Here is a 22,357-nt window from a genome sequence, read left to right as displayed (position 1 = left end):
AAGCTCTCCGCACATGCGCAAGCTCTACGTGATCGGCATCGGCGCCGGCGACCCTGACCAGGTGACGGTGCAGGCCATCAAGGCCATGCGGCAGGTCGAGGTGTTCTTCGTCATCGGCAAGGGCGTCGAGAAGCAGGAGCTCGTCGACGTGCGGACCGCCATCCTGACCGAGCACCTCGAGGGCGATTACCGGATCGTGGAGATTCCCGACCCGCCGCGCGACCGCATGCCCGCGGACTACCAGGGCGTCGTCGAGGACTGGCACGACCGCCGCTCGGCACTGCTGGAGGAAGCTTTCGCGCAGGTCGACGGAGTCGGCGGCATTCTCGTGTGGGGTGATCCTGCGCTGTACGACAGCACCTTGCGGATTATCGAACGGGTACTCGAGCGTGGTGCGCAGAGCTTCGACTACGAGGTGATCCCCGGCGTCACCAGCGTCCAGGCGCTGGCCGCCCGGCACCGGATGGTGCTGCACCGCATCGGCGAACCGGTGCACATCACCACGGGCAGGCGCCTGCGCACGGAGGGTCTCGGCCCTGGCTCCAACCTGGTGATGCTGGACGGCGACTGTGCCTTCACCGAAGTCCCCGGCGACAATGTGCACATCTGGTGGGGCGCCTACCTCGGCATGCCCGACGAGACCCTCATCGAAGGCCCGCTGCGTGCGGTCGAGGACGAGATCGTCCGACGCCGTGCGGAATTGCGTGCCGAAAAGGGCTGGATCATGGACATCTACCTACTTCGCGTCGACACATAGCGTGCGCACGAAAGTGGCTATCTGCGGTGGTGGAACGGTGGGTGCGTAGGGAGCTGTGGGGCCACCATTTCACTACGCTCGCTAATCCCTCGTTGCGCGCGGAGGCGGGCGGTGTTGCTGCTGCGCATCCAGCTGTTTTGTCGGTGCTCCCGGGTAGCCTGGGATTCGTGCCCGAGCTACCCGAGGTGGAGGCGTTGGCGCAGTTCCTGCGGGAACATGCGGTCGGCGCTGTTGTGGGGCGTGTCGATGTAGCCGCGCTGAGCGCGGTGAAGACGTTCGACCCGCCGGTGACGGCGCTGTCCGGACGGGATGTGACGGGGGCGGGCCGGTTCGGCAAGTTTCTCGGGCTCGAGTGCGGTGGACTGTGGCTGATCACGCATCTGTCCCGGGGCGGCTGGCTGCGCTGGATCGATGAGCCGAGTACGACACCGCCGAAACCGGGCAAGGGACCGTTGGCGTTGCGTGTGCACTTCTTCACGCAGGAAGGGGCGACGCCCGCCTTCGATCTGACGGAGGCGGGCACCAAGAAGCGGCTGGCCGTCTATATCGTCGACGATCCGAAGGTGGTACCCGGCATCGCCCGCCTCGGCCCCGACGCGCTCGACGTCACCGAGGCGCAGTTCGCCGAAATCCTGCACGGCACTTCCCAGCGCATCAAGACCGCGATCGTCGACCAGGCGCTGATCGCCGGGATCGGCAACGCCTACTCCGACGAGATCCTGCACACCGCGCGGATCTCTCCCTTCGCCAACACCAAAACCATGTCGGCGGAAACGATCTCGACACTGTATGCGGCCATGCGGGCCGAGCTCACCGACGCGGTGCAACGATCGGTCGGCCAGGATGCCGCCCGCCTCAAGGGCGAAAAGCGTTCCGGCATGCAGGTACACGCGCGCACCGGGCTGCCGTGTCCGATCTGCGGCGACACTGTCCGCGAGGTCTCCTACGCCGAGCGCTCGTTCCAGTACTGCGCGACCTGCCAGACCGGCGGCAAGGTGCTGGCCGATCGGCGGATGTCGCGGCTGTTGAAGTAGCCGACCGGTATGGCGAGCATGCCGGTGTGCAGCCGGATGTCGGGCCGTGCACAGAGCCCATCCGCGGTCACGCCCCAGTTATTGCTCGGTTGACCAAACCTCACTCGGCGGCAGCACGGGCTGCCGGTCAGCGCCATTTGCAGACGTCGCCCTGGTGCATCGCTCGCGACCGGTCCGGTTCGGACCTCACGTCAGCGTCGGCACCCCGATGCCTTGCCAGGCACTGCGTTTCGCTGCGTCCGGGTCGTTTTCCAGCCGGGTCGGATCATCGATGATCAAGGTGGTCCGGCGGTCCTCGGTGTAGGCGGGCCACGACGGCAGGGGTACGCCGTTGCGGGCGAAGGACAGCCAGTTGTCCTGGAACTGGCGCGTCACCGCGCGCAGGCCACGGCGCCCGCCCGCTGCGGTGATGGCCCGCCCGAAGGGGGAGTCGACCGCGCCGAATACCGGGATCAAGTCGGTCGCGTGGGTCGCGCCGACGCCCGCGAGATGGAATGCGCGCGGGGCGAAATCGTAGCGGTAGGCATACGTGGGTGCGTGGCGGCTGTGGCCTTCCATCGCGGTGACCGAGGGCCGCCAGAAGACGTAGTCGCCACCCATGCGCACCGCGACCTTCGGCGCGGGATAGCCGGGATACGCGGCGGTGACCCGGGATTCTGCTTCGTCGCCCGCCCGCGACAGCAGCCGGTGCAGTCGGTCGGGGTCGGTGGGCAGGTCATCGGCGAACTTCGCGAACAGGGTGCCTTCCTCGCGATTGGTGCCGATGATGAGCGGCACCCGGTGTGCGGCGCCATCGGTGATCGCCTCGATCGGGGCCTTCGGCAGATAGGCGCCGTCGACTGTCGGTGCGATGGGGAACAGGCCGGGGTGTTCCCGCAGCACCCGCCCGCTGCTCCGGTCGACCGCGCGGCGAATCTCGTTCGCGTCGGCCGCGATCAGCGCGTCGGCCGCGTTTTCCGCAGTGGCACCGAGAGCTTCGACGCAGCGGCGGGCGAAGGCGCGGGCATCATCGGAACTCATCGCCCAATCGGCGGGCGGGCTCTGTGCGATGCCGCGGTGGAACAACCCCTCGGCCGCGGGTGTGGCCAGCAGCGAGAGCACCGCGTGCGCGCCCGCGGATTCACCGAAGACGGTGACATTGCCGGGATCGCCCCCGAATGCCGCGATATTGCGCTGCACCCAAGTCAATGCGGCGACTTGATCGCGCAACCCGAGGTTGGCATCGAAAGGCCGCTCCGGCGTGCCGAATTCGCCGAAGTCGACATAGCCGAACGCGCCGAGTCGGTAGTTCAGCGACACCACGACGACATCGCCGCGCACCGCCAGCCGCGCGCCCGAATACAGGCTCAGCGCCGACGTGCCGATCACATAGCCACCGCCGTGGATGAACACCAGCACCGGACGCGGTGTCGACGAGTGCTCCGCCGGTGCAACGACATTGAGTGTCAACGAATCTTCGCTGGTCGGCTGGTAGCGGCGCGGCCCGATCCGCGCACCGGACCTGTGCTGCATCGCGGCCGAACCGAATCGCGTCGCCACCCGGACGCCGGTCCACGGGACTACCGGTTGCGGTGCACGAAAGCGCAGGTCTCCCACCGGAGCCGCCGCGTATGGAAGGGATCGCCAGCGCACCACGCGACGGCCGCGGTGACCGCGGACAACTCCGTCGGCGGTCGTGATATCTGCCATCTACCGATGGTAACTACGTTCGACGTGCTTCCAACAGACGTAACCAGAGCTCGCTTACCGTCGGGTAGGAAGGCACTGCGTGCCACAGTGTTGCCAGCGGTACCTTGCCGACCACGGCAATGGTCGCCGCGTGGATGAGCTCGCCGACCTCGGGGCCGACGAAGGTCGCACCGAGCACGGTGTCGGCGGCGGCGTCGATCACCAGCTTGGCGCGCCCGGAATAGTCGTCGCGCGCCAATGACGAACCGGCGACGGCGATGTCGATCTCCACGGTCTCCACCGAATACCCAGCTGTGCGCGCCGCCGCCTCGGTGAGTCCGACCGAGGCAACCTCGGGTGCGGTGAATACGACCTGCGGGACCTGCTGGTGATCGGCGGTCGCGGCGAACCGCGCATCGGAAAGCTTCCGGCCCTCCGCCCGTGCGGCAATGACATCCCCACACACTCTGGCCTGGTATTTGCCCATGTGTGTCAATGCGACGCGCCCGTTCCCATCGCCCACCGCGTACAGCCAGTCGCCTTCGACACCGCGCGCGGTCAGCTGGTCGTCCACCTCGACCGGGCCATCGGGCAATCCGACCGTGGCCAGGCCGAGTGTTTCGGTGGCCGGTCCGCGCCCGGCGGCCACGATGATCTCGTCGGCCTCGATCCGGGCATTATCCGAATCCACGTCATCGCCACGCAACCGCACGGTCACCGGGCCGCCGTGGATGCGCCCCTCGCCGGTGTCCTTCGCGTCCGCGCGCTCCACCTGCGCGGGCTGGGTCCGGAAGCGGACCCGGACACCCGCGTCGGCCAATCCGGCGGCCACGCGCTCCCGTGCGAACGGTTCGGCATTGCCGAGTAGTGAATTCCCGCGCACCAGCAGCGTGACCTCCTCGGCACCGAGACCGGCCAGCCAGGTCGCGGCCTCACAGGCGACGACACCGCCGCCGACGATCACCACCCGCCGGGGGACTTCGTGCAGGTTGGTGGCATCCCGCGAGGTCCATGGGAGTGCCTCGCGCAGGCCGGGAATGTCCGGAACGCTGGCGGTGGTTCCGGTAGCCAGCACCACGGCGTGCCTGGCGCGCAGCGTGCGGCCCTCGACCTCGACGAGCCGTGCGCCGGCCAGGCGGCCGCTGCTGCGGATCACGTCGATCCGGTTGTCGGTGGCCCACTGCACCTGCGAGCTGTCATCGTGGTTGTGGGTGAAGCTGTCTCGTCTGCGCAACACCGCTTCGACGTCGAGGCCGCTCGCGGAGATTCCGGCCATTGCCTGGGCGCTCGACAACAGGTGCACGGGTCGCAACAGCGCCTTGCTCGGCATGCAGGCCCAATATGAACATTCGCCACCGACCAGTTCGCGCTCCACGATGGCCGCGGTGCGCTCGCTACCTGCGATGGCGTAGGCGGCCGCGTTCTCCCCGGCAGGCCCACCACCGATCACGATGACGTCGTACTCGGTGGTCTCCGGCCCCGAGGTCACTGCAGATAGCCCTCGACCTGACGGGCCGAATTGACCTGTGCATCGTCGGGCGAGCCGCCCTGATCGATGCGCGCCCGCCGGTGCCGCAGCAGATCCCAGGCCTGATCGAGCATGACTTCGAGCTCCGCGAGTTGCTGCCGCTCGGTTATCGGATCGACCTCACCTGCCGTCGCTCTGGACCGCAGATCGTGCTCGCGGTCGACCAAATTCTTGATACGCGCCAGGATGTCCTGTTCGGTCATGGAGACCATGCTACGACCGGGCCAGGCAATCTCCGGCCAACGGAACGGCGTTCTCCAGGTCGGCCCAGCTGAGCGCGGTGTAACCGAGGGCGACGCCGAAGGACCGTTGCGCGCCGATGTGGTGGCGGGCCAATCCGTCGAGGGCGATGCCGCGCGCCCGGCCCTCGGCGATGGCCTGTTGCTCGGCCGCCGCCGATGTCAACGGCACCACGACATGCGAACCTGCGTCGTCGCCGACCACCTCGAGACCCCGCCGGCGCAGCTCATCGACCACCAGTGCCCGGCGCGGTGGCAGGGCACGGCGCAGCCTGCGTAGGTGTCGCGCCAGGTCACCGTGCCTGGCGAATTCGACGAGCACTCGCTGGCCCGCCGGACTCGGCCCGGTGCCGGTCAGCTCTCGGTGCGCGAGCACCGCGTCGGCGATCTCCGGCATTGCGACCAACCAGCCGGTTCCCAGGCTCGGTGACAAGATCTTGCTCGTGGTGCCCAGGTGCACGACCACGTCCGGTGCCATCGCCGCGAGCAACGGCAAAGGCGCTGTGTCGTAGCGCAGCTCGCCGTCGTAGTCGTCCTCGATGATGGGCACGCCTGCCTGTCGGGCGAATTCGACGAGCTGAACCCGGCGCGCCGCCGGCATGCGCGCGCCGATCGGAAACTGGTGTGCCGGTGTGCAATACACCGCTTTGATGCCGGGCGGCAGCAGCTCGACCCGCAGTCCCTCGGCATCGACGGGGACGGGCAGTACCCGGACCCCCGCGGCCAGGAACGCGCCCGCGGCGCGTTGATAGCCGGGGTCCTCCATCGCGATCGCATCGCCGGGTCGCAGCAGCGCGGCGGCGAGTTCGCCGACCGCCGAACTGGTTCCGGCAGTGGCGAGCACGACGGTGTCGCTGTTCGCGCCGAGACCGCGGTGCCGCAGCAGGTGTTCGGCGATCGTCGACCGGAACTCCGGCTCACCGCCGCGGTCCTTGCGGACCATCGGGACGATGTCGGAGGCGGCCCGCCAGGCCCGTCGCCAGGCCGGCTGGTCGATGGCTTCGACGCAGGGTGCGCCGGGGCCGAGGTCGAGAAGCTCCGGGTTGTCCGTCGATCCGGATAAGGCGCTCGGCCGGGTAGGACTCGCGACGGGGGCGGTGGTCAGGTAGGTGCCCGATCCGCGCTTGCCTGCGATCCAGCCCTCGGCGTGCAGCTGGTCATAGGCCGCGGCGACGACGGTGCGGCTCACCCCGAGCCGCTGCGCGAGCGACCGCGAGGAAGGCAGCCGGTCGTCGGTCCGCAGCACTCCGGTGCTCGCCGCGGCCCGCAAACCTGCTGCGACCTGTGCAGACAGCGGCTGCGCGGCATCGCGATCGAGTATGAGCGGGAGCTCGTCGAGCACCAGGTCCTCCGGAATTGGACTGTTCATTTTTACTTGAATTGGCTATTTCAGAATGCCACTTTCCGCTTCAGGATAGTGCTATGACCAAGTCGATTACTGCTCGGCCTCCGCTCTCGCCGACCCCGCGCAGCACACCGACCCGCGCAAAGGAACGAGCCAGGACCGAAAGGGCCGACCTGGACGCGGTCCTCGACGCGGGACTGGTCTGCCACCTCGGTGTTGTGCTCGGCGGCTCTCCCGTGGTGATACCCACCGTCTACGGGCGTGCCGGCGACACGCTCTACTTGCACGGCTCGACCGGTGCAGGCAACCTGAGGGCCGCACTCGACGGCGATATCTCCATCGCCGTCACCCTCGTCGACGGCCTCATCTACGCCCGCTCGGCCATGCACTTCTCGATGAACTACCGCTCGGCAGTGGTGCGCGGCCGCGCCGTGGAGGTGACCGACCCCGAAGCGCGGATGCACGCGCTGCGCATAGTGATCGAGCACTCCGCACCCGGCGCATGGGATCGGGTCCGCAGGCCCAACAAAAAGGAACTGACCGCAACCAAGGTGCTCGCGCTCGATCTCACCGAGGCATCGGTGAAGGTCAGGACCGGTGGCCCGAACGACGATCCGGAGGATATCGAGGCCGGCGGTGTGTGGGCGGGCGTGCTGCCCGTGCGTCGGGCGTGGGATACGCCGGTGCCTTCGGCGGATCTCGAGCCCGGCATCGAGGTGCCGCGGGATGTACTCGACCGCGCGGACGCCGTCACGGCATTGTGATCACACCTCGCCCCGCGGCTCAGGGCTGGTTGCGCAGGAGTGTGTCGAATTTCGCTTTGCCTTCTTTGGTGAGCCAGGTGTCGAAGGTCATGAGTGTGGGGTGCAGTTTGCGTAGGGCGGGGATGTCGGCCTGCCAGCCGCCTTTTTCGTTGGCGACGATGTAACCCGCGATCGCGTCGGGGTCTCGTCCTTCGAGTGCTTCTCGTGGGATGTGACGGTAGGTGACGGGGTGTCCGGTGGCATTGGTGATCGCGTCGACTATCTGTGGCATGGTCAGTTCGTCGCCCGCCAATTCGATTGCCTTACCTAGGTATTCGTGCGGGCTGCCGAAGGCCAGTGCGGCGAAGGCGCCGATATCGCTCACGGCGATGAGCTGCACGGGAACTTCGGGGAGGAATACATCGGCGAGGGTGCTGTCCCGCACGCCGAGTTGCGGGTCGGCTTGGTTCTCCATGAATCTGACCGGGCGCAGGATCGTTGCCGGCAGGCCGAGGTTGTCGATGTGCCGCTCGACTTGCCGCTTGCTCTCCCATCGTCGAATGCCGGTCTTGCGGTCCGCGCCGCCGACGGAGGCGTAGACAAAGTGTTGAACGCCAGCGGCTTTCGCTGCGTCGGCCACGTTGACGCCCAGTCGGATTTCGTCATCGATGGTGAATTCGGTCGGGGTGCCGGGATAGCCCTGGGTCGGCTGGACGCTGAAGACTCCGTACGCGTCCCGCATCGCGGCATCGAGCGAGGTGCGGGAGTCCATGTCGCCCGGAGCGAGTTCGGCACCGGCCTCGGCAAGTGCCTGAGCCGCTCGGCTGCCCGGCGTGCGGACGAGCACCCGGACCCGCCAGCCATTCGCGAGCAGGTGTCGCGCCGCGGCGCCGCCCTGCCACCCGGTGGCGCCCGTTACGAGAATCGGGTGTTCTGCAGGCATGTCTTCCTCCATCGTGTCCCACCACAGTTAATTGGGGAGTGTCCCCGTTTCTCTGCTGTTACGATATGGGGACTATCCCCGTTTGGCAACCCGAGAGAGACTCGTGACGAAACCGAAGGGCCAGGACGGTCTCGCCCAGCGTCCAATGCGCGCCGACGCGCGGCGTAACTACGAACAGCTGCTTGTCGCCGCCAGGACAGCGTTCGCCGAGCACGGCATCGACGCGTCTCTCGACGACATCGCTCGGCGTGCCGAAGTCGGAAACGCGACGCTCTACCGGCACTTCCCGACACGGCAGGCACTGCTGGAAGCTGTTCACCGCGACCAGATCGAGGCACTCTCGGAAGAGGCCAGGGAGCTGCTTACCGCGCAAGCGCCGGGCGAGGCACTGGCCACCTGGTTGCGGGCTGTCGCTGCCCACGGAAGTACCTCACGTGGGCTGGTTGCCGCACTGACGGCCGCCCTGCACAACGGGGGATCGGATATGTCGTGGTGCCGCGAAACGATATTCGCCGCCGCGACAGCACTGCTCACCCGAGCTCGGCAGTCCCGAGCCGTGCGCCCTGATATCACGGCGGCACAACTACTCAAACTCGTCAACGCGATCGCCTTCGTCACCGAGCGAGAGTTGGACGGCGGCGAGCAAGCCGAACAGCTGATCTCACTGGTAATGGACGGCATTCGTTTCCGGGAGCCGGTCACAGCTTCGCCGGTAGTCGACGAAGACTAGGGCGATCCGCGGAGCTGCGGACCGTCCGGTCACTGTGCGTTCGCCAAGGGATTCACCACGCCCAATTGGTGCGCCTGACGGGCTCGAAAACTACCCTCATCCAGCCTCGACTACCCATAGGACGACGACGAGTGCGGTGCGCCGCTTGCGCCGCCGGACGCGCCGGGCGTCGGATAGAGCGGCTCGTCACCACATGGTGAGCGGCACATGCCGATCTGCTGCTGTCGTGCGAACGAGATCCCTTAACGCTGAGGTGGATTCGATGCGGGTGGGGTCGAGGCCGACCAGGGACAAGACGTAGTCGTCGGCTATGCGGCACAGGTACCCGGATAGGCGGGTGCTGGGGAGCAGGTTCGCGGTGAGGCCGGGGTGGATGGCGCGGGCGGCGACGCCGGTGCAGTGGTGTGGGCCGAGGGTGCGCAGGGACGCGGGGAGGGTTCCGATGTTGGAGCACAGGATGTCTCGTTCACCGGCGCCCTTGGACAGCGCATAGGCCCAGCGGTCGGGAATCACCTGTAGCAGTTCCTCGGGCATGCCGCCGGGGCTGGACATGCGACGCTCGTAGGCGATGCGGGACTTCTCGCGAATCGTCGCGGGGGTATCGGCGCGGTCGACGGTGATCTCCGTCATCGCGAGATCGTTGTCGACACGGCGTTCATCTCGGGTGTCGACGGGGAGGCTGGCGTCGATCGTCGCGTGGGGGAATCCAGTGGCCCACAGTATGTTCGCGACCAGCCAGATGAACAGGCTGTTGGCGGTACCGCCCTGTGCGGCGGCCGCCTGGTCCCAGTCGGATACCGCGCACTGCATGATCGCGCTGTGCGTCGGTGCAATGCTGGAACCGGCGCGGGTACGGTCCGCTGGGGCTGTCCCGGGGCGTGCTGGAATGCCATTGCGAAATGCGCGGGCAGTGCCGCGCAACACGATCGACCACTGTCGCAGCGCATCGGCCCAATCCGATTTCGAGGCAATGGAATTAGTCGATTGATTGGCGAGGTTCACCGAATCGATCGGGTCCGATCCGCTCGGCGTGTAGTCGACGGGACGGGCGGCGCCGGCTCGAGGTGATTGCGGTGCTGTCGAGCTCGTGCCGGAACCGCCGTCGGATGCGGCGGGATGCCTTGCGGCCCGGCTGCGCAGGGCTTCGTCGACCGCGAGAACGAGTGCGCGGCCGTCGGCGATGGCGTGTGAACAGGTCAGGGAGACAAGGGTTCCGCCGTCATCGAGGGCTACGGCCGACAGTCGCCAGCCGGGGCCGAACTCGGGGTCGAGGTCGGCGCCACGGCTGTCGGCCCAGTCGAGAAGTGCTTCGGTGGGGATCGGCTCGGCGATGCTGTCGAGTGGGTGGGCCCTGATGTTGGGTTGCCACGATCGGCGGGCGCCTGGTACGCGCGGGCGGACTACGCGGCGGCCCAATGGTCCGGTACGCAGGGCGGTGTGGACCTCGCGGAGCAACTGCGGGTCGATGCGTTCGGCGGTGCGCCAGAGGCCCTGTAGGGCGATCGGGGTGCCGAGGCCGCGATGAGTGCGCAGGAAGATTTCGTCGACGACGCTCAGTCGACGGCTGCTGCCGAGCCGATCCGTGGGGTCGAATCGGTTGGTGTCGTCGAATCGGTTGGTGTCGTCACGTCGATTCCGTGCGCTGGGTCGGCCCATCCGGGTCAGGCGCGTGCGCCGTGTCGGCCTGCGCCCGCGGCGAATCGCTGGGCGCCCTCCAGAGCCCCGTCGGCAAGGGCGGTCATGCCGTGCCGAAACTCATTGCGGATCGCGGCTTCCTCGTCGAGGCCGTCCTGTTCGAGCATCGACATCCGATCGGAGCGCAGGCAGGTTTGCGGCAGCGCGGCCAGTTGGGCGGCGACCTCTTCGGCGGCCCGGCGCGCATCACCGTTGGACACCACGCGATTCACCAGGCCCATCTGCAAGGCCTCGGGTGCGCTCACCGCGCGGCCGGTGAGCACCAGGTCCATCGCGCGCCCTGCTCCGATGATGCGCGGCAGCCGCACGGTGCCGCCGTCGATCAGTGGCACGCCCCAGCGGCGGCAGAATACGCCGAAGGTGCTGTCCTGCTCGGCGATTCGCAGATCGCACCAGAGCGCGAGCTCGAGGCCGCCCGCCACCGCGTAACCGGAGACGGCGGCGATCACGGGCTTGGACAGCTTCATGCGGGTCGGGCCCATGGGGCCGTCGCCGTCTTCGATCGGCCGGTTGGAGTTCTCGGTGCCGAGCGCTTTGAGGTCCGCGCCCGCGCAGAAGGTGCCGCCATCACCCCATAGCACCGCGACCGACGCGGTGGGATCGGCGTCGAAGGCGCGGAACGCGTCGGCGAGCGCGGCGGCGGTCGGGCCGTCGACGGCATTGCGCGCGGCGGGGCGATGCAGGATGACGGTGGTCACGGGTCCGGAGTATTCGACACGGACGGCGGGACCGCTGGCTTGGTCAGTCACGTACACGACCATACGACGTACAACAGCCTGGAAACAGTCCTTGCGCCAAGAAATGAATCTGTGTTTCACTTCTTGCGTGGTGTACCGCAGAACCCCTGCCGTGCAGGCCCGCCTCGATGCGCAGGCCGCGCTGATCGTGCAGGCCGCGACGAAGGTCCTCTCCAGAGAGGGCTTTGCCGGGCTGTCCATGGTGGCGGTCGCGAACGAGGCCGCAGTGGCGACCGGGACGGTGTACAAGCATTTCGAAGGCAAGTCCGAACTGGTGAGCGCGGTCTTCCGGAAGGTGGTCGCCCGTGAGGTCGCCGCCGTCACCGCCGCGGCCGCGGAACGGATCGCGGATGCCGACACCGCAGCCTCCGCGGTCGAACGCGTCACCGCCGCGGTCGAAACCTTCGCGGGGCGTGCGCTGAAGAACCCGAAGCTCGCCTACGTACTGCTCGTCGAACCGGTCGATGCGGCTGTCGACAACGAGCGCCTGCACTTCCGGCGCGCTTTCGCCGAGGCCTTCGAATCGGCTATCACCGAGGGTGTCTCGCGCGGGGAACTGCCCGCACAGGACGCGCGAACCAGCGCCGCCGCATTGGTCGGTGCGATCGGTGAGGTGCTCGTCGGTCCGCTGGCCCACGCACCACACGGCGAATCCGTTGTCCCCGAACTCGTTGCCTTCGCGATGCGCGCGCTAGGCGTGCGCGATGATCAGAGCGCCCCGGGCGCTCCAGAGAAACAGGAGTTGTCCGATGCCGACGCATGAAGTCTTCAACCAGGTTCCGAACATCGTGCCTTTCGACGTCTCGCAGAACCCGGCGCTGCTGGAGGGCCTGCACCGTGAGGGCGCGGGCTGGGCCGAGCAGGAGGTGCGTGAACTCGGCAGGCTCGCGGGCGGTTTCGCGGCGCAGGAGTGGGGCCGGCTGGCCAACGAGTATCCGCCGGTGCTGCACACCCACGACCGCTACGGCAATCGCATCGACGAGGTCGAATTCCACCCGCACTGGCACGACCTGATGAATGTCGCGGTCTTGCACGGACTGCACGGCTCACCCTGGCTCGACGACCGGCCCGGCGCTCATACCGCCCGTGCGGCCAAGTTCTACACCTGGGGTGTCGCCGACGCGGGCCACATGTGCCCGATCTCGATGACCTACGCGGTGGTGCCTGCGCTGCGCCACAATGCGGAGCTCGCGGCGAAATACGAACCGCTGCTCGGTTCCAGGACCTACGACTTCGGCCTTCGTGAGCCGTCGACCAAGGCCGGGCTCATCGCGGGCATGTCGATGACCGAAAAGCAGGGCGGCTCCGACGTCCGCGCCAACACCACCACCGCGACTCCGCAGCCCGACGGCAGCTACCGGATCGTCGGACACAAATGGTTCACCTCCGCGCCCATGTCGGACATGTTCCTCACGCTGGCGCAGGCGCCCGGCGGCCTGTCCTGCTTCCTGCTGCCCAGGGTGCTGCCCGACGACACCCGCAATCCGATTCGGATCCAACGGCTCAAGGACAAGCTCGGCAACAAGTCCAACGCCTCCTCGGAGATCGAATACGAGAACGCCACCGGCTGGCTGGTCGGCGCGGAGGGGGGCGGGGTCAAGACCATCATCGAGATGGTCAATATGACCCGCCTCGACTGTGTGATCGGCTCGTCGACCGGCATGCGCATCGGTGCGGTGTACGCGGTGCACCACGCACGGCACCGGGATGTCTTCGGCAAGAAGCTGATCGATCAGCCCGCGATGCGTAATGTGCTCGCCGACCTGGTGATCGAATCCGACGCCGCGACCACGGTGATGATGCGCCTGGCGGGCGCCACCGATCGGGCAGGCCAGGATCCGGCCGAGGCGGCGCTGCGCCGAATCGCCTTGGCGGTCACCAAGTACTGGGTGTGCAAGCGTGCGCCTTCGCACGCGGCCGAGGCACTGGAATGCTTCGGCGGCAATGGCTATGCCGAAGAATCCGGGATGCCGCGCCTCTACCGCGAGGCTCCGCTGATGTCGATCTGGGAGGGCTCCGGCAATGTCGCCGCCCTGGACGCGTTGCGTGCCATGGGTCGTCAGCCCGAGACCGTCGAGGCGTACTTCAACGAGGTCTCGCTGGCCCGGGGGGCGAACCCCCGTCTCGACGACGCCATCACCCGCGTCGGCAAGGAACTCTCCGACCTCAGCGATATCGAATACCGCGCACGCCGCATTATCGAACTCATGGCCCTCGTCCTGCAGGGCGCGCAACTGGTCCGCCACGGCCACCCCGCCGTCGCGGATGCCTTCTGTGCCACCCGATTGGGCGACGACTGGGGCATCGCCTTCGGCACCCTGCCGACGGGCGTGGACACCGGCGCAATCATCGAACGCGCCTTCGTCTGATCGGCGCCGCGCTGGTCGAGTGTCCGCTCGACCAGCGTCGCCGCGATCCCTTCGTTTGCTCGTGCGCACAACAGTGGGCTGGGGCGTGGTCGAAATCTCGGGTGGGTCAGTTGGTTTGATCGGGGTCGGGAGATGGCCGTTTGGTGGCCGGGTCGGGGGCCGCCGGTCGTGGGGCAGCCTCGGGAGGTGCCTGCTGGGAGGCGGCTTCGGTAGATGCCTGTTGAGGGGCCGGTGATGGTTGCTGGGGCTCGGGAGCCGGTTGTGGGGAAGCCGAGGGTTGCTGCGGCTCGGGAGCCGGCTGCGGCGAAGCCGACGGTTGCTGCGGCTCAGGTGCCGGCTGTGCGGGGCCAGACGATGGCCGCGTAATGACGATGGGCATGCGCAGCGGTATCTGGATGGGTCCGGCCGGGCGATTGCGTACCCACTGGCCGATAGCGGCCACCGCCGAAACCACCGCCATAGCGCCGGCGAACCATGCCCAAGAGGTGAGACCGGCAGTGGTCCATGTGTACCTGCGGACACCGGGCAGCGCGTAACCGCTGTTGCCGGAGGCCCAGCGCACTATCATGCCGACCTGGCTGCCCAGATCCCGCGCGGAGCCGTTTCCGACCATGTTCCGCACGTCGGGAGCTTTGTTGTTGATGTGGACCAAGGCGAAGATGACGAAAAAAGTCAGGGCTATCGAAGAACCCATCACCAAAGTCGAAAGCGCTCGAGTCTGCGCCCGCAGATTGACTACTGCGGCGACGACGATGACGGCGATGGTGATGCACGCGAGAACAGCCCAGGTGCCGTTGATCTTCGCGGTGGGCGGTGGCGATCCCGCCCACAGGGCCACGAGCGAGCTGGATATTTCGAACTTCCCGAACGGGGTGGCTTTGATCTTGCCGTCGGTCGAGGAAGCGTTGATCCACGGCTGGAACAGCGCGTACAGCGTGATAACGCCGCTGATCGCGGCGCCCAGATAGCCCCAATTGCCTCGACACAAGACAAGTACCGGTCGGAGCGCGGCAAGTAGCGGTCGGAGCGTGGCAAGCGCGTTCGCGACGTCGACCTGACGTCGTGGCGCACCGCCTGCTGCTCGGCTGGGCGAAACAGCCTGCGCCTGTGGAGTTTTGCCCGCTTGCCAGGGCGTCGGCTGCACCATGGTCCAAGCTTATGAGTCGTCCCACGATTGTAGTTCGGTCCGAACCCACCGCCGGTGGGAAGCTCGGATCCGTCCGGCGGGGTCACCAGGCGGTCGAGATTTTCGGTGTCACTTGGGTGGGTCGGGTGTGGGCGCTGGAGTGGGTGTGGGCGCTGGAGTGGGTGCGGGTGCTGGAGTGGGTGCGGAGTCGGGTGCAGGGGCAGGTGCAGGGGCCGAAGATGCCCGCGTGATGACTATGGGCATGCGCAGCGGTATCTGCAGCGGTATCTGGATGGGTCCGGCCGGGCGGTTGCGGACCCACTGGGCGATGGCCGCGACGGCCGACATCACCGCGATCGCGGCGGCGAACCAAGCCCAAGCGGTGAGACCGGCGGTGGTTATCGAAACTTTGCGGAGACCGGGCACCGGGTAGTTGCCGTTGCCGGAGGCCCAGCGCATCAGCAGGCCGATCTGGCTGCCCAGATCTGTCGGGCGTCCGTATCCGAGCATGGCCCGCAATTCGGGTGCTTTGCCGTTCATGTGGACAAGGGCGAAGACGATGAATAATGCCGTGGCCACCGAAGAGCCTGCGGCCAAATGCGACAGTGCCGTGGTGCGAGCCCGAAGATTGACAACTACGGCGAACAAGGTGACGGCGATGGCGACACAGGCCAGGACGGCCCAGGTGCCATTGATTTTTGCCTGAGGCGGTGGTGCTCCCGACCACAGGGCAACAAGGGAGCTGGATATTTGCCATTTCCCGAAGGGGGTTGCTTTGATTCTGCCATCGAGCCCGGAAGCGTTTACCCACGGTTGGAACAGTGTGAAGAAAAGAATTAGGCTTCCGGCTGCGGCGGCCAGGTAACCCCAATTTCCGCGGAGCCGCGCCAGATGCGGTCGGAGTGCGGCCATCGTGCTCCGGACCTCGACTCGACGTCGTGGTGCGCCGCGCGCAGACGGGTTGGGCGGGTCGACCTGCCCGGGTGGATTTTTGCCTGTTTGCCAGGGAGTTGGCTGTGCCATCCGCCAGAGTTTAGGAAAAGTGATCGATGTAAGCGGGGTCCGGTCTTGCCGCCCATGGGAAGTTCACACTTGTTGACGACGGCCGCCCGCGGGCGGTTCGAGTACGCGTTCGACCAGCGCGGTGTCGCAGTGCTCGATCAGCTCGGTGAGCTGTCCGCTCGCGAGTCGGAAGATCATGCAATATGTCTGTTCGTACGGCTCGCCGCTAATTGTGATCGCGTGGCCGCGGACCTGTGCCACGACCCGGTCGTCTTCGGCGATGATGAAGTCTGCTGTGCTCCGGTATTCGGTGAACTGCTCCATGAGTGGGCGCAGAAGTTCTTTCAGCACAATAGTTTTCGGCTCCCAGCTGCCGGACCACGACCAGTTCCCTGGGAAAGTCCAGCGGAAGTCGTCGGCCATTGCGTCACTCATCGCCCGCGTATTGCCCTGTGCCATCTGGTCGAAGATGTGCTCGATCAGTTTCTTGTTTTCGGCTGCGCTCATGGATTCGACGCTATGCAGTGCCTCGGCATGCGACAAGCGAGAGTCTCGCATATTTGGTATGAGTAGATCGCATGGGTGAATTCACGATTGTCGGCTTGCGTGTGGTTCGTGAGGCGGGCCGATGTGGATCGTTCTCGACCGCCGCCGAGAATCTCGGCTACACGCAGTCGGCGGTGTCCAGGCAGATAGCCCTGATGGAGCAGGCGGCGGGCAAGACGTTGTTCGAGCGACACGCCCGCGGGGTCCGGCCGACGGATGCGGGGCGGATCATCCTTCGGCACGCGGATACGGTGCTCGCCGGGATCGGCGCGGCCCGGCACGACCTCGACGAGCTCGTCGCGCGTGCGCCGGCGCTGCTTCGTGTCGGCGCGTTCTCGACCGCAATGGCGGCGCTGGTGCCAAGGGCCATTGCCGCCACGTCCAGCCGACTGGCCCGGGTGCCGCTGCGCGAGGGGACCAGCCCGCGGCTACTCGCCGCCGTTGCCCGGGGTCGGCTGGATCTGGCCGTGGTGACCGCAACACCGAACCTGCCCGGCGACCTCGTGCTTGAATCGCTGCTCGACGATCCGCTGCTCATCGCGGCCGGGCGGGGCCACGCTCTCGCGGACCGTGTCAGCGTCACGCCGGCGGAGTTGCGTAGCGAGCGCTGGATCGCGGGCAGCACCGAGTTGAACAGCACCCTGCTCGGTGCGTTCGGTGACGCCACCTGGGAGCCCGACATCGCCTTCGTCGCACGCGACTGGTTTGCCAAGCTCGGTCTGGTCGCGGCGGGTATGGGCATCACCGTGGTGCCCGGCATCGCGGTGCCGGTGCTTCCGCCGACGATCGCGCTCGTCCGCATCGACCATCCCGCGGCGGTGCGCGGCACGGCCGTCGTCTATCGATCCGAGGCCGGAGCCACCGAGCCGCGTCGCATGTTCATCGAGGCGCTGCGCGATGGCGCGGCCGAGTTGTCCGCCGAGGTGCGGCAGCGACTCCGATAGCCGACTTCGCCGGCCACGGGGGCAAATTCGCCGGCAGCGGTGCGCAGTCTGAGTACTGTGGCTCCGATGACGCGGACTACCGTCGAAATGCCTGTGCGCTCGCTCGTCGAGCACCTGCGGATAAGGGCGGCGGCGTGCGCCCGTCGGTATGTGCTCGGTATCGCGGGGCCGCCGGGGGCGGGCAAGTCCACGCTGTCCAAGTCCATCCGGGACGAGCTGAACATTCGAGCGGGCATGCTGATTGCCGAGATCGCGCCGATGGACGGCTTCCATTTGCCGAACGCGGCGCTGCGCGCGACGGGCGATGTCGAGCGCAAGGGCGAACCGCATACCTTCGATGTCGACGGCTACCTCGACACGTTGCGCCGCCTGCGCGATACCCCGATCGGCGAGCCGGTGCCATGGCCGACTTTCGACCGTGCCATCGAGGAGCCGACGCAGGCCGGCGTCGTCTTCGACGGGCACGAAATCGCGATCACCGAGGGCAACTACCTGCTCTTGAACGATCGCGAATCCAGCTCGTGGTGCCGGGTGCGCCCGCTGCTCGACGAAGTCTGGTACCTGGACGTCGATCGGGACGTGATCGCACAGCGCCTGATACGCCGCCATATTCGCGGCGGCCGCAGCGCCGACGCCGCCCGAATCAAGGTGCGCGACAGCGATCTGCCGAATGCCGACCTGATCGCGGGCACGAGGCAGCGCGCCGATCTGGTGCTCCGTCAGCGCGAGGGCCGCTACTACACCGCGGATGCCTGAGGTCTCGATACCCGGACATTCGACCGGGTCGAAACGGCTCGGCGAGTGCTGCGGCTCGACGGCAATCTCGGACCGATGAAGCAGTCTCGGCGAATCTCCGGGCTCGCGCACCCGACGCGCAATGCGGCGACACCAGCATTACCCGCCGACTGGAGGCCGCAGGCGTGCGAAACACCCGGCATGACCGACGTTTCCGAGACAGCACGCTCAGCGGCGTCCGTCAGCGGTTGGCGCGATACCAGCGGATCAGCGCGTCGGTGGAGGAATCCCCTTGGGGCTCGGGCTCTTCCGGGGAGGTGAGCAGCGGCGCCACCGCGAGGGCCTGCTGTTTGCCCAGTTCGACGCCCCACTGGTCGAAGCTGTCGATGCCCCAGATGGTGCCCTCGACGAAGACCTGATGTTCGTAGAGGGCGATCAGCTGGCCGACCACCGACGGAGTCAGTTGCGGGGCGAGGATGCTGGTGCTCGGCCGGTTGCCGGGCATCACCTTGTGCGGCACCACTTTCGGGTCGGTGCCTTCGGCGGCGATCTCCTCGGCGGTCTTGCCGAAGGCGAGCACCTTGGTCTGGGCGAACAGGTTGCTCATCAGGATGTCGTGCATGCTGCCGGTGCCGTCGCGGGTGGGCAGATCATCGGTGGGACGGGCGAATCCGATGAAATCCGCAGGGATCAGGCGGGTGCCCTGGTGCAGCAGCTGGTAGAAGGCGTGCTGGCCGTTGGTACCCGGTTCGCCCCAGAAGATTTCCCCGGTCGAGGTGGTCACCGGCGTGCCGTCGGCGCGCACCGACTTGCCGTTGGACTCCATGGTCAGCTGCTGCAAGTAGGCGGGAAAGCGCGCGAGATCATTCGAATAGGGCAGCACCGCACGGGATTCCGCGCCGAAAAAGTTCGAGTACCAGACCCCGAGCAGGCCGAGCAGCACTGGACCGTTCGCCGCGAGCGGAGCGGTCGCGAAATGCTGGTCGACGGCGTGCATGCCGGCGAGGAACTCGCCGAAGCGTTCCTTGCCGATCGTCGCCATCACCGAAAGGCCGATGGCGGAATCCACCGAGTAGCGTCCGCCGACCCAGTCCCAGAACCCGAACATGTTCGCGGTGTCGATGCCGAATTCGGCGACCCGCTCGGCATTCGTCGACACCGCGACGAAGTGCTCGGCGACGGCGTCCGCGCCGAGTGCCGCCACCAGCCAGCGCCGCGCGGCGGTGGCATTGGTCAAGGTCTCCAGTGTCGAGAACGTCTTGGACGCAACGATGAACAGCGTGGTCGCCGGGTCGAGGCCGTCGAGTTTCGCGACCAAGTCCGCGGGGTCGACATTCGACACGAAGCGTGCGCCGATCCCGGCGTCTGCGTAGTGGCGCAGCGCGCGATGGACCATCTCGGGTCCGAGATCCGACCCGCCGATCCCGATATTGACCACCGTGGTGATCCGTTCGCCGGTCGCGCCGCGCCATTCGCCCGAGCGCAGCGAGTCGGTGAATTCGCCCATCCGCCGCAGCACCTCGTGCACCTCGGCGACCGCGTCGGCGCCGTCCACGATCAGTGATTCACCGGCGGGCAGGCGCAGCGCGATGTGCTCGACCGCCCGGTTCTCCGAGGTGTTGATGTGCGCGCCGCGGAACATCGCGTCCCGGCGCTCGACGACGCCTGCCTCGCGCGCCAATTCGACCAGCAACTCCAGGGTTTCCCGCGTGACGCGGTGCTTGCTGTAGTCGATGTGCAGGTCGGCAACCTGGACGGTCAGCTCACGGCCACGGGCCGGATCGTCGGCGAAGAACTCACGCAGGTGTCGCTCGGCGACCGCGCCGTGGTGATCGTGCAGTTTCCCCCATGCCGCCGATGCGGTGATGTCGCTGCTCACGTTCGCCGAGGGTACAAGCCCTCGATCCGCCGCGCAGGGAAGGTACGCAAACTTGGGCGGGTGTTGGGCCCTCGGCCACCGGAGCCGGGTCCGCGGCACCCGCTCGGTCGCGGGAGATTTCGCCGGCGATCGGTCGAGCGGTCGGCATAGGCTGGCGACATGGTGTCCGAACGCGAACTTCTTCAGTCAGTACCGACGCAGTTGTGGATCGGCGGGCCGGTCGATGCCACCGGAGGCGGCACTTTCGAGGTGCACAATCCGGCCACCGGGGAGGTGTTGACGCACGTCGCGGACGCGACGCCGGCGGACGCGGTGCGCGCGCTCGACGCGGCCGACGCGGCACAGGCGGATTGGGCCGCGACCTCGGCGCGGGAGCGTGGCGAGATCCTGCGCGCGGTGTTCGAGGCGATCACCGCACGCGCCGAGGAATTCGCGCTGCTGATGACCTTGGAAATGGGCAAGGCGCTGCCGGAGAGTCGCAACGAGGTGCGCTATGGCGCCGAGTTCTTTCGCTGGTTCAGCGAAGAGGCCGTGCGCGTGCACGGGCGCTATTTGCACGCGCCGTCCGGGGCCGGCCGGATCATGGTGCACAAGCAGCCGGTCGGACCGTGTCTGGCGATTACGCCGTGGAACTTCCCACTGGCCATGGGGACTCGCAAGATCGGTCCCGCACTCGCGGCGGGCTGCACGATGATCGTCAAGCCCGCTTCGGCGACCCCGCTGACCATGCTGCTGCTCGCGAAGCTGTGCAGCGAGGCCGGCCTGCCGCACGGTGTGCTCTCGGTGATCACCTCCAGCCGTTCCGGCGCGGTGACGCAGCCGCTGCTCGACGATCCGCGCCTGCGCAAGCTCACCTTTACCGGATCGACCGAGGTCGGTAAGAAGCTCGTCGAGAAGTCGGCCCACGGACTGTTGCGTACCTCGATGGAACTCGGCGGCAACGCGCCGTTCGTGGTGTTCGACGATGCCGATATCGATGCGGCCGTGCAGGGCGCGATGCTCGCCAAGCTGCGCAACGGCGGCGAGGCATGCACCGCGGCCAACCGTTTCCATGTGCAGAGCGGCGTGCTCGAGGAGTTCACCACCAAGTTCGTCGAGACCATGTCGAGCACCGTCACGCTCGGTCCCGGCACCGACCCCGGCACCACCCTCGGCCCGCTGATCAGCGAGGACCAGCTGAACATCGTGAGCGAACTCGTCGAGGACGCGGTGTCGGCGGGCGCGCAGGTGCAGCTGGGCGGCAAGGCGCCGGGCGGCCCCGGCTGGTTCTACCCCGCAACCATCCTGACCGAGGTGCCGCCGCACGCCAGGATCCTGCGCGAGGAGGTGTTCGGGCCGGTCGCCCCGATCGTCGGTTTCGAGACCGAGGCAGAGGGGCTCGCCGCCGCCAACGACACCGAATTCGGTTTGGTCAGCTATGTCTACACCCGCGACCTCGATCGCGCGCTGCGCGTCGCGGAGGGTCTGGACAGCGGCATGGTCGGGGTCAATCGTGGCGTGATCTCCGACCCCGCCGCGCCCTTCGGTGGTGTGAAGGCCTCTGGCTTCGGCCGAGAGGGCGGTATCGAGGGCATCGAAGAGTACTTGTCCACCAAGTACATCGCGCTCACCTGAGCGCCGGTCCCGGACGCGAAACGACCGCCCCGGGGGTGAACACCCGGGGCGGCCTTTGGGAATGCGGAGGTCTTACGATCGCCGCATGAGTGTGGGGGCCGCGTGCGCGGCGGGCAGTCGGTAGCCCAGCGGGCAGGCAGTCAGTGGCCGAGGCGGCCGCGGCCGAGCCGGAGCAGCAGCATCGCGAGGGTGTGGCCCTCCTGGCCGAGTTCACTGAAGCGCTCGAGCACCTTCATCTCACGACTGTGCACGAGGCGGGGTCCGCCGGAAGCCATGCGCGTGCGGCCGATGATCCTGGAGATCTCGGTTCGGCGCTTGATGGCGGCGAGGATGTCCGCGTCGAGCTGGTCGATCTCCTTGCGGAGCTTCTCGATCTCCGCCTCGGAGTGCGGGAGAGCCGAGTCGGACCCGGTCGTCGTGGCAGGCGTGCTCATCATTCATCTCCTCGTGTCAGAACATGGATCGGCGGGTGAGCCCGGCTCGTTACCGATCGGTTCTTTCACCGTGCAACAGACCTGTTGGGGTGTTGCATTGTCCCCCCGGACGGGCGCTCAGGCGTAGGGTCTGCCATCACGATATCCGGCTGTTAACCGTATCGGATACATCCCACGAGCGCAGATCATGTGGCCAGTGTGCCATGGGTCCGAAGCAATGCAAAACACTTCATTTTGTGAATCTGCTGAGAGCGCCGTCACAGATTTGCCGTCCGGGACACGCTGCGGC

The 22,357-nt window shown here is 67.3% G+C and carries 21 protein-coding genes; 9 read left to right on the top strand and 12 right to left on the bottom strand.

From position 1 onward, the window contains the following. Positions 1 to 13: 13 nt before the first annotated feature. Positions 14 to 757: a precorrin-6A synthase (deacetylating) gene (cobF, locus tag OHA42_RS38665; protein ID WP_406233396.1), complete on the top strand. Its 744-nt coding sequence runs from the start codon at positions 14 to 16 to the stop codon at positions 755 to 757. Positions 758 to 924: 167 nt separating this feature from the next. Continuing rightward, entirely contained in the window at positions 925 to 1,791 is an 867-nt protein-coding gene (locus tag OHA42_RS38660; RefSeq protein WP_406233395.1) for an Fpg/Nei family DNA glycosylase, read from the top strand. A gap of 186 nt (positions 1,792 to 1,977) precedes the next feature. Here OHA42_RS38660 and OHA42_RS38655 read toward each other — a convergent pair whose 3' ends face one another. Genes OHA42_RS38655 through OHA42_RS38640 form a run of 4 tightly spaced genes read right to left on the bottom strand, consistent with a single transcriptional unit; the run spans position 1,978 to position 6,595 of the window. Next, entirely contained in the window at positions 1,978 to 3,480 is a 1,503-nt protein-coding gene (locus OHA42_RS38655; RefSeq protein WP_406233393.1) for a carboxylesterase/lipase family protein, read from the bottom strand. Between the two features lie 13 nt (positions 3,481 to 3,493). After that, positions 3,494 to 4,948 carry a dihydrolipoyl dehydrogenase family protein gene (locus OHA42_RS38650; RefSeq protein WP_406233391.1) on the bottom strand — a complete coding sequence of 485 codons (1,455 nt, stop codon included), beginning with the start codon at positions 4,946 to 4,948 and terminating at the stop codon, positions 3,494 to 3,496. Next, positions 4,945 to 5,190, bottom strand: coding sequence for a DUF2630 family protein (locus OHA42_RS38645; RefSeq protein WP_328406398.1), 246 nt, complete (start codon positions 5,188 to 5,190; stop codon positions 4,945 to 4,947). Before OHA42_RS38645 ends, OHA42_RS38650 begins: the two co-directional genes overlap by 4 nt. A 10-nt stretch (positions 5,191 to 5,200) precedes the next feature. After that, on the bottom strand, positions 5,201 to 6,595 hold the full coding sequence (locus OHA42_RS38640) for a PLP-dependent aminotransferase family protein (RefSeq protein ID WP_406233390.1): 1,395 nt from the start codon (positions 6,593 to 6,595) through the stop codon (positions 5,201 to 5,203). Positions 6,596 to 6,648: 53 nt separating this feature from the next. Between OHA42_RS38640 and OHA42_RS38635 the strand changes: the two genes are divergently transcribed. Next, a complete protein-coding gene (locus OHA42_RS38635; protein WP_406233389.1) occupies positions 6,649 to 7,335 on the top strand; it encodes a pyridoxamine 5'-phosphate oxidase family protein in 687 nt (228 codons plus the stop codon). A gap of 19 nt (positions 7,336 to 7,354) precedes the next feature. Here OHA42_RS38635 and OHA42_RS38630 read toward each other — a convergent pair whose 3' ends face one another. Continuing rightward, positions 7,355 to 8,257: an NmrA/HSCARG family protein gene (locus tag OHA42_RS38630; protein ID WP_406233388.1), complete on the bottom strand. Its 903-nt coding sequence runs from the start codon at positions 8,255 to 8,257 to the stop codon at positions 7,355 to 7,357. Between the two features lie 103 nt (positions 8,258 to 8,360). Between OHA42_RS38630 and OHA42_RS38625 the strand changes: the two genes are divergently transcribed. Further along, positions 8,361 to 8,987: a TetR/AcrR family transcriptional regulator gene (locus tag OHA42_RS38625; RefSeq protein ID WP_406233386.1), complete on the top strand. Its 627-nt coding sequence runs from the start codon at positions 8,361 to 8,363 to the stop codon at positions 8,985 to 8,987. 186 nt (positions 8,988 to 9,173) lie between these two features. Here OHA42_RS38625 and OHA42_RS38620 read toward each other — a convergent pair whose 3' ends face one another. Beyond that, positions 9,174 to 10,643 (bottom strand): hypothetical protein, encoded by a 1,470-nt coding sequence (locus tag OHA42_RS38620; protein WP_406233384.1) that lies wholly within the window; start codon positions 10,641 to 10,643, stop codon positions 9,174 to 9,176. A gap of 5 nt (positions 10,644 to 10,648) precedes the next feature. Then, positions 10,649 to 11,431 (bottom strand): crotonase/enoyl-CoA hydratase family protein, encoded by a 783-nt coding sequence (locus OHA42_RS38615; protein WP_406233383.1) that lies wholly within the window; start codon positions 11,429 to 11,431, stop codon positions 10,649 to 10,651. Between the two features lie 76 nt (positions 11,432 to 11,507). Here OHA42_RS38615 and OHA42_RS38610 point away from each other — a divergent pair, with 76 nt between their 5' ends. Together OHA42_RS38610 and OHA42_RS38605 are read left to right on the top strand one after the other, a co-directional pair. Next, entirely contained in the window at positions 11,508 to 12,182 is a 675-nt protein-coding gene (locus OHA42_RS38610; RefSeq protein ID WP_406233381.1) for a TetR/AcrR family transcriptional regulator, read from the top strand. Further along, positions 12,169 to 13,788: an acyl-CoA dehydrogenase family protein gene (locus OHA42_RS38605; protein WP_406233380.1), complete on the top strand. Its 1,620-nt coding sequence runs from the start codon at positions 12,169 to 12,171 to the stop codon at positions 13,786 to 13,788. The genes OHA42_RS38610 and OHA42_RS38605 overlap by 14 nt, the downstream gene beginning before the upstream one ends. A 106-nt stretch (positions 13,789 to 13,894) precedes the next feature. Here OHA42_RS38605 and OHA42_RS38600 read toward each other — a convergent pair whose 3' ends face one another. The 3 genes from OHA42_RS38600 to OHA42_RS38590 form a co-directional block, all read right to left on the bottom strand. Further along, positions 13,895 to 14,935 (bottom strand): hypothetical protein, encoded by a 1,041-nt coding sequence (locus tag OHA42_RS38600; protein ID WP_406233378.1) that lies wholly within the window; start codon positions 14,933 to 14,935, stop codon positions 13,895 to 13,897. 108 nt (positions 14,936 to 15,043) lie between these two features. Beyond that, positions 15,044 to 15,826, bottom strand: a complete 783-nt coding sequence (locus OHA42_RS38595) for a hypothetical protein (protein ID WP_406233376.1) — start codon at positions 15,824 to 15,826, stop codon at positions 15,044 to 15,046. Positions 15,827 to 16,000: 174 nt separating this feature from the next. Then, positions 16,001 to 16,423: a nuclear transport factor 2 family protein gene (locus tag OHA42_RS38590; protein ID WP_406233375.1), complete on the bottom strand. Its 423-nt coding sequence runs from the start codon at positions 16,421 to 16,423 to the stop codon at positions 16,001 to 16,003. Positions 16,424 to 16,494: 71 nt separating this feature from the next. Here OHA42_RS38590 and OHA42_RS38585 point away from each other — a divergent pair, with 71 nt between their 5' ends. After that, complete coding sequence (locus OHA42_RS38585; protein WP_406233374.1) at positions 16,495 to 17,406, top strand: LysR family transcriptional regulator; 912 nt, start codon at positions 16,495 to 16,497, stop codon at positions 17,404 to 17,406. A gap of 66 nt (positions 17,407 to 17,472) precedes the next feature. Continuing rightward, the gene (locus OHA42_RS38580) at positions 17,473 to 18,162 is read left to right on the top strand and encodes a nucleoside/nucleotide kinase family protein (protein ID WP_406233372.1); all 690 of its coding nucleotides are present in this window, start codon (positions 17,473 to 17,475) and stop codon (positions 18,160 to 18,162) included. 220 nt (positions 18,163 to 18,382) lie between these two features. Here the strand turns inward: OHA42_RS38580 and pgi are convergent, their stop codons facing one another. Continuing rightward, positions 18,383 to 20,020, bottom strand: a complete 1,638-nt coding sequence (gene pgi / locus OHA42_RS38575; RefSeq protein WP_406233371.1) for a glucose-6-phosphate isomerase — start codon at positions 20,018 to 20,020, stop codon at positions 18,383 to 18,385. Between the two features lie 159 nt (positions 20,021 to 20,179). Between pgi and OHA42_RS38570 the strand changes: the two genes are divergently transcribed. Next, a complete protein-coding gene (locus OHA42_RS38570) occupies positions 20,180 to 21,634 on the top strand; it encodes an NAD-dependent succinate-semialdehyde dehydrogenase (RefSeq protein ID WP_406233369.1) in 1,455 nt (484 codons plus the stop codon). 140 nt (positions 21,635 to 21,774) lie between these two features. Here the strand turns inward: OHA42_RS38570 and OHA42_RS38565 are convergent, their stop codons facing one another. Next, complete coding sequence (locus OHA42_RS38565; protein ID WP_406239894.1) at positions 21,775 to 22,068, bottom strand: chorismate mutase; 294 nt, start codon at positions 22,066 to 22,068, stop codon at positions 21,775 to 21,777. Between the last annotated feature and the right edge of the window lie 289 nt (positions 22,069 to 22,357).

This window comes from Nocardia sp. NBC_01009 (genome assembly GCF_045208035.1).
GTDB lineage: Bacteria > Actinomycetota > Actinomycetes > Mycobacteriales > Mycobacteriaceae > Nocardia.
Note: the sequence above shows the minus strand (reverse complement) of the source record. Positions and strands in the feature narration are given on the sequence as shown.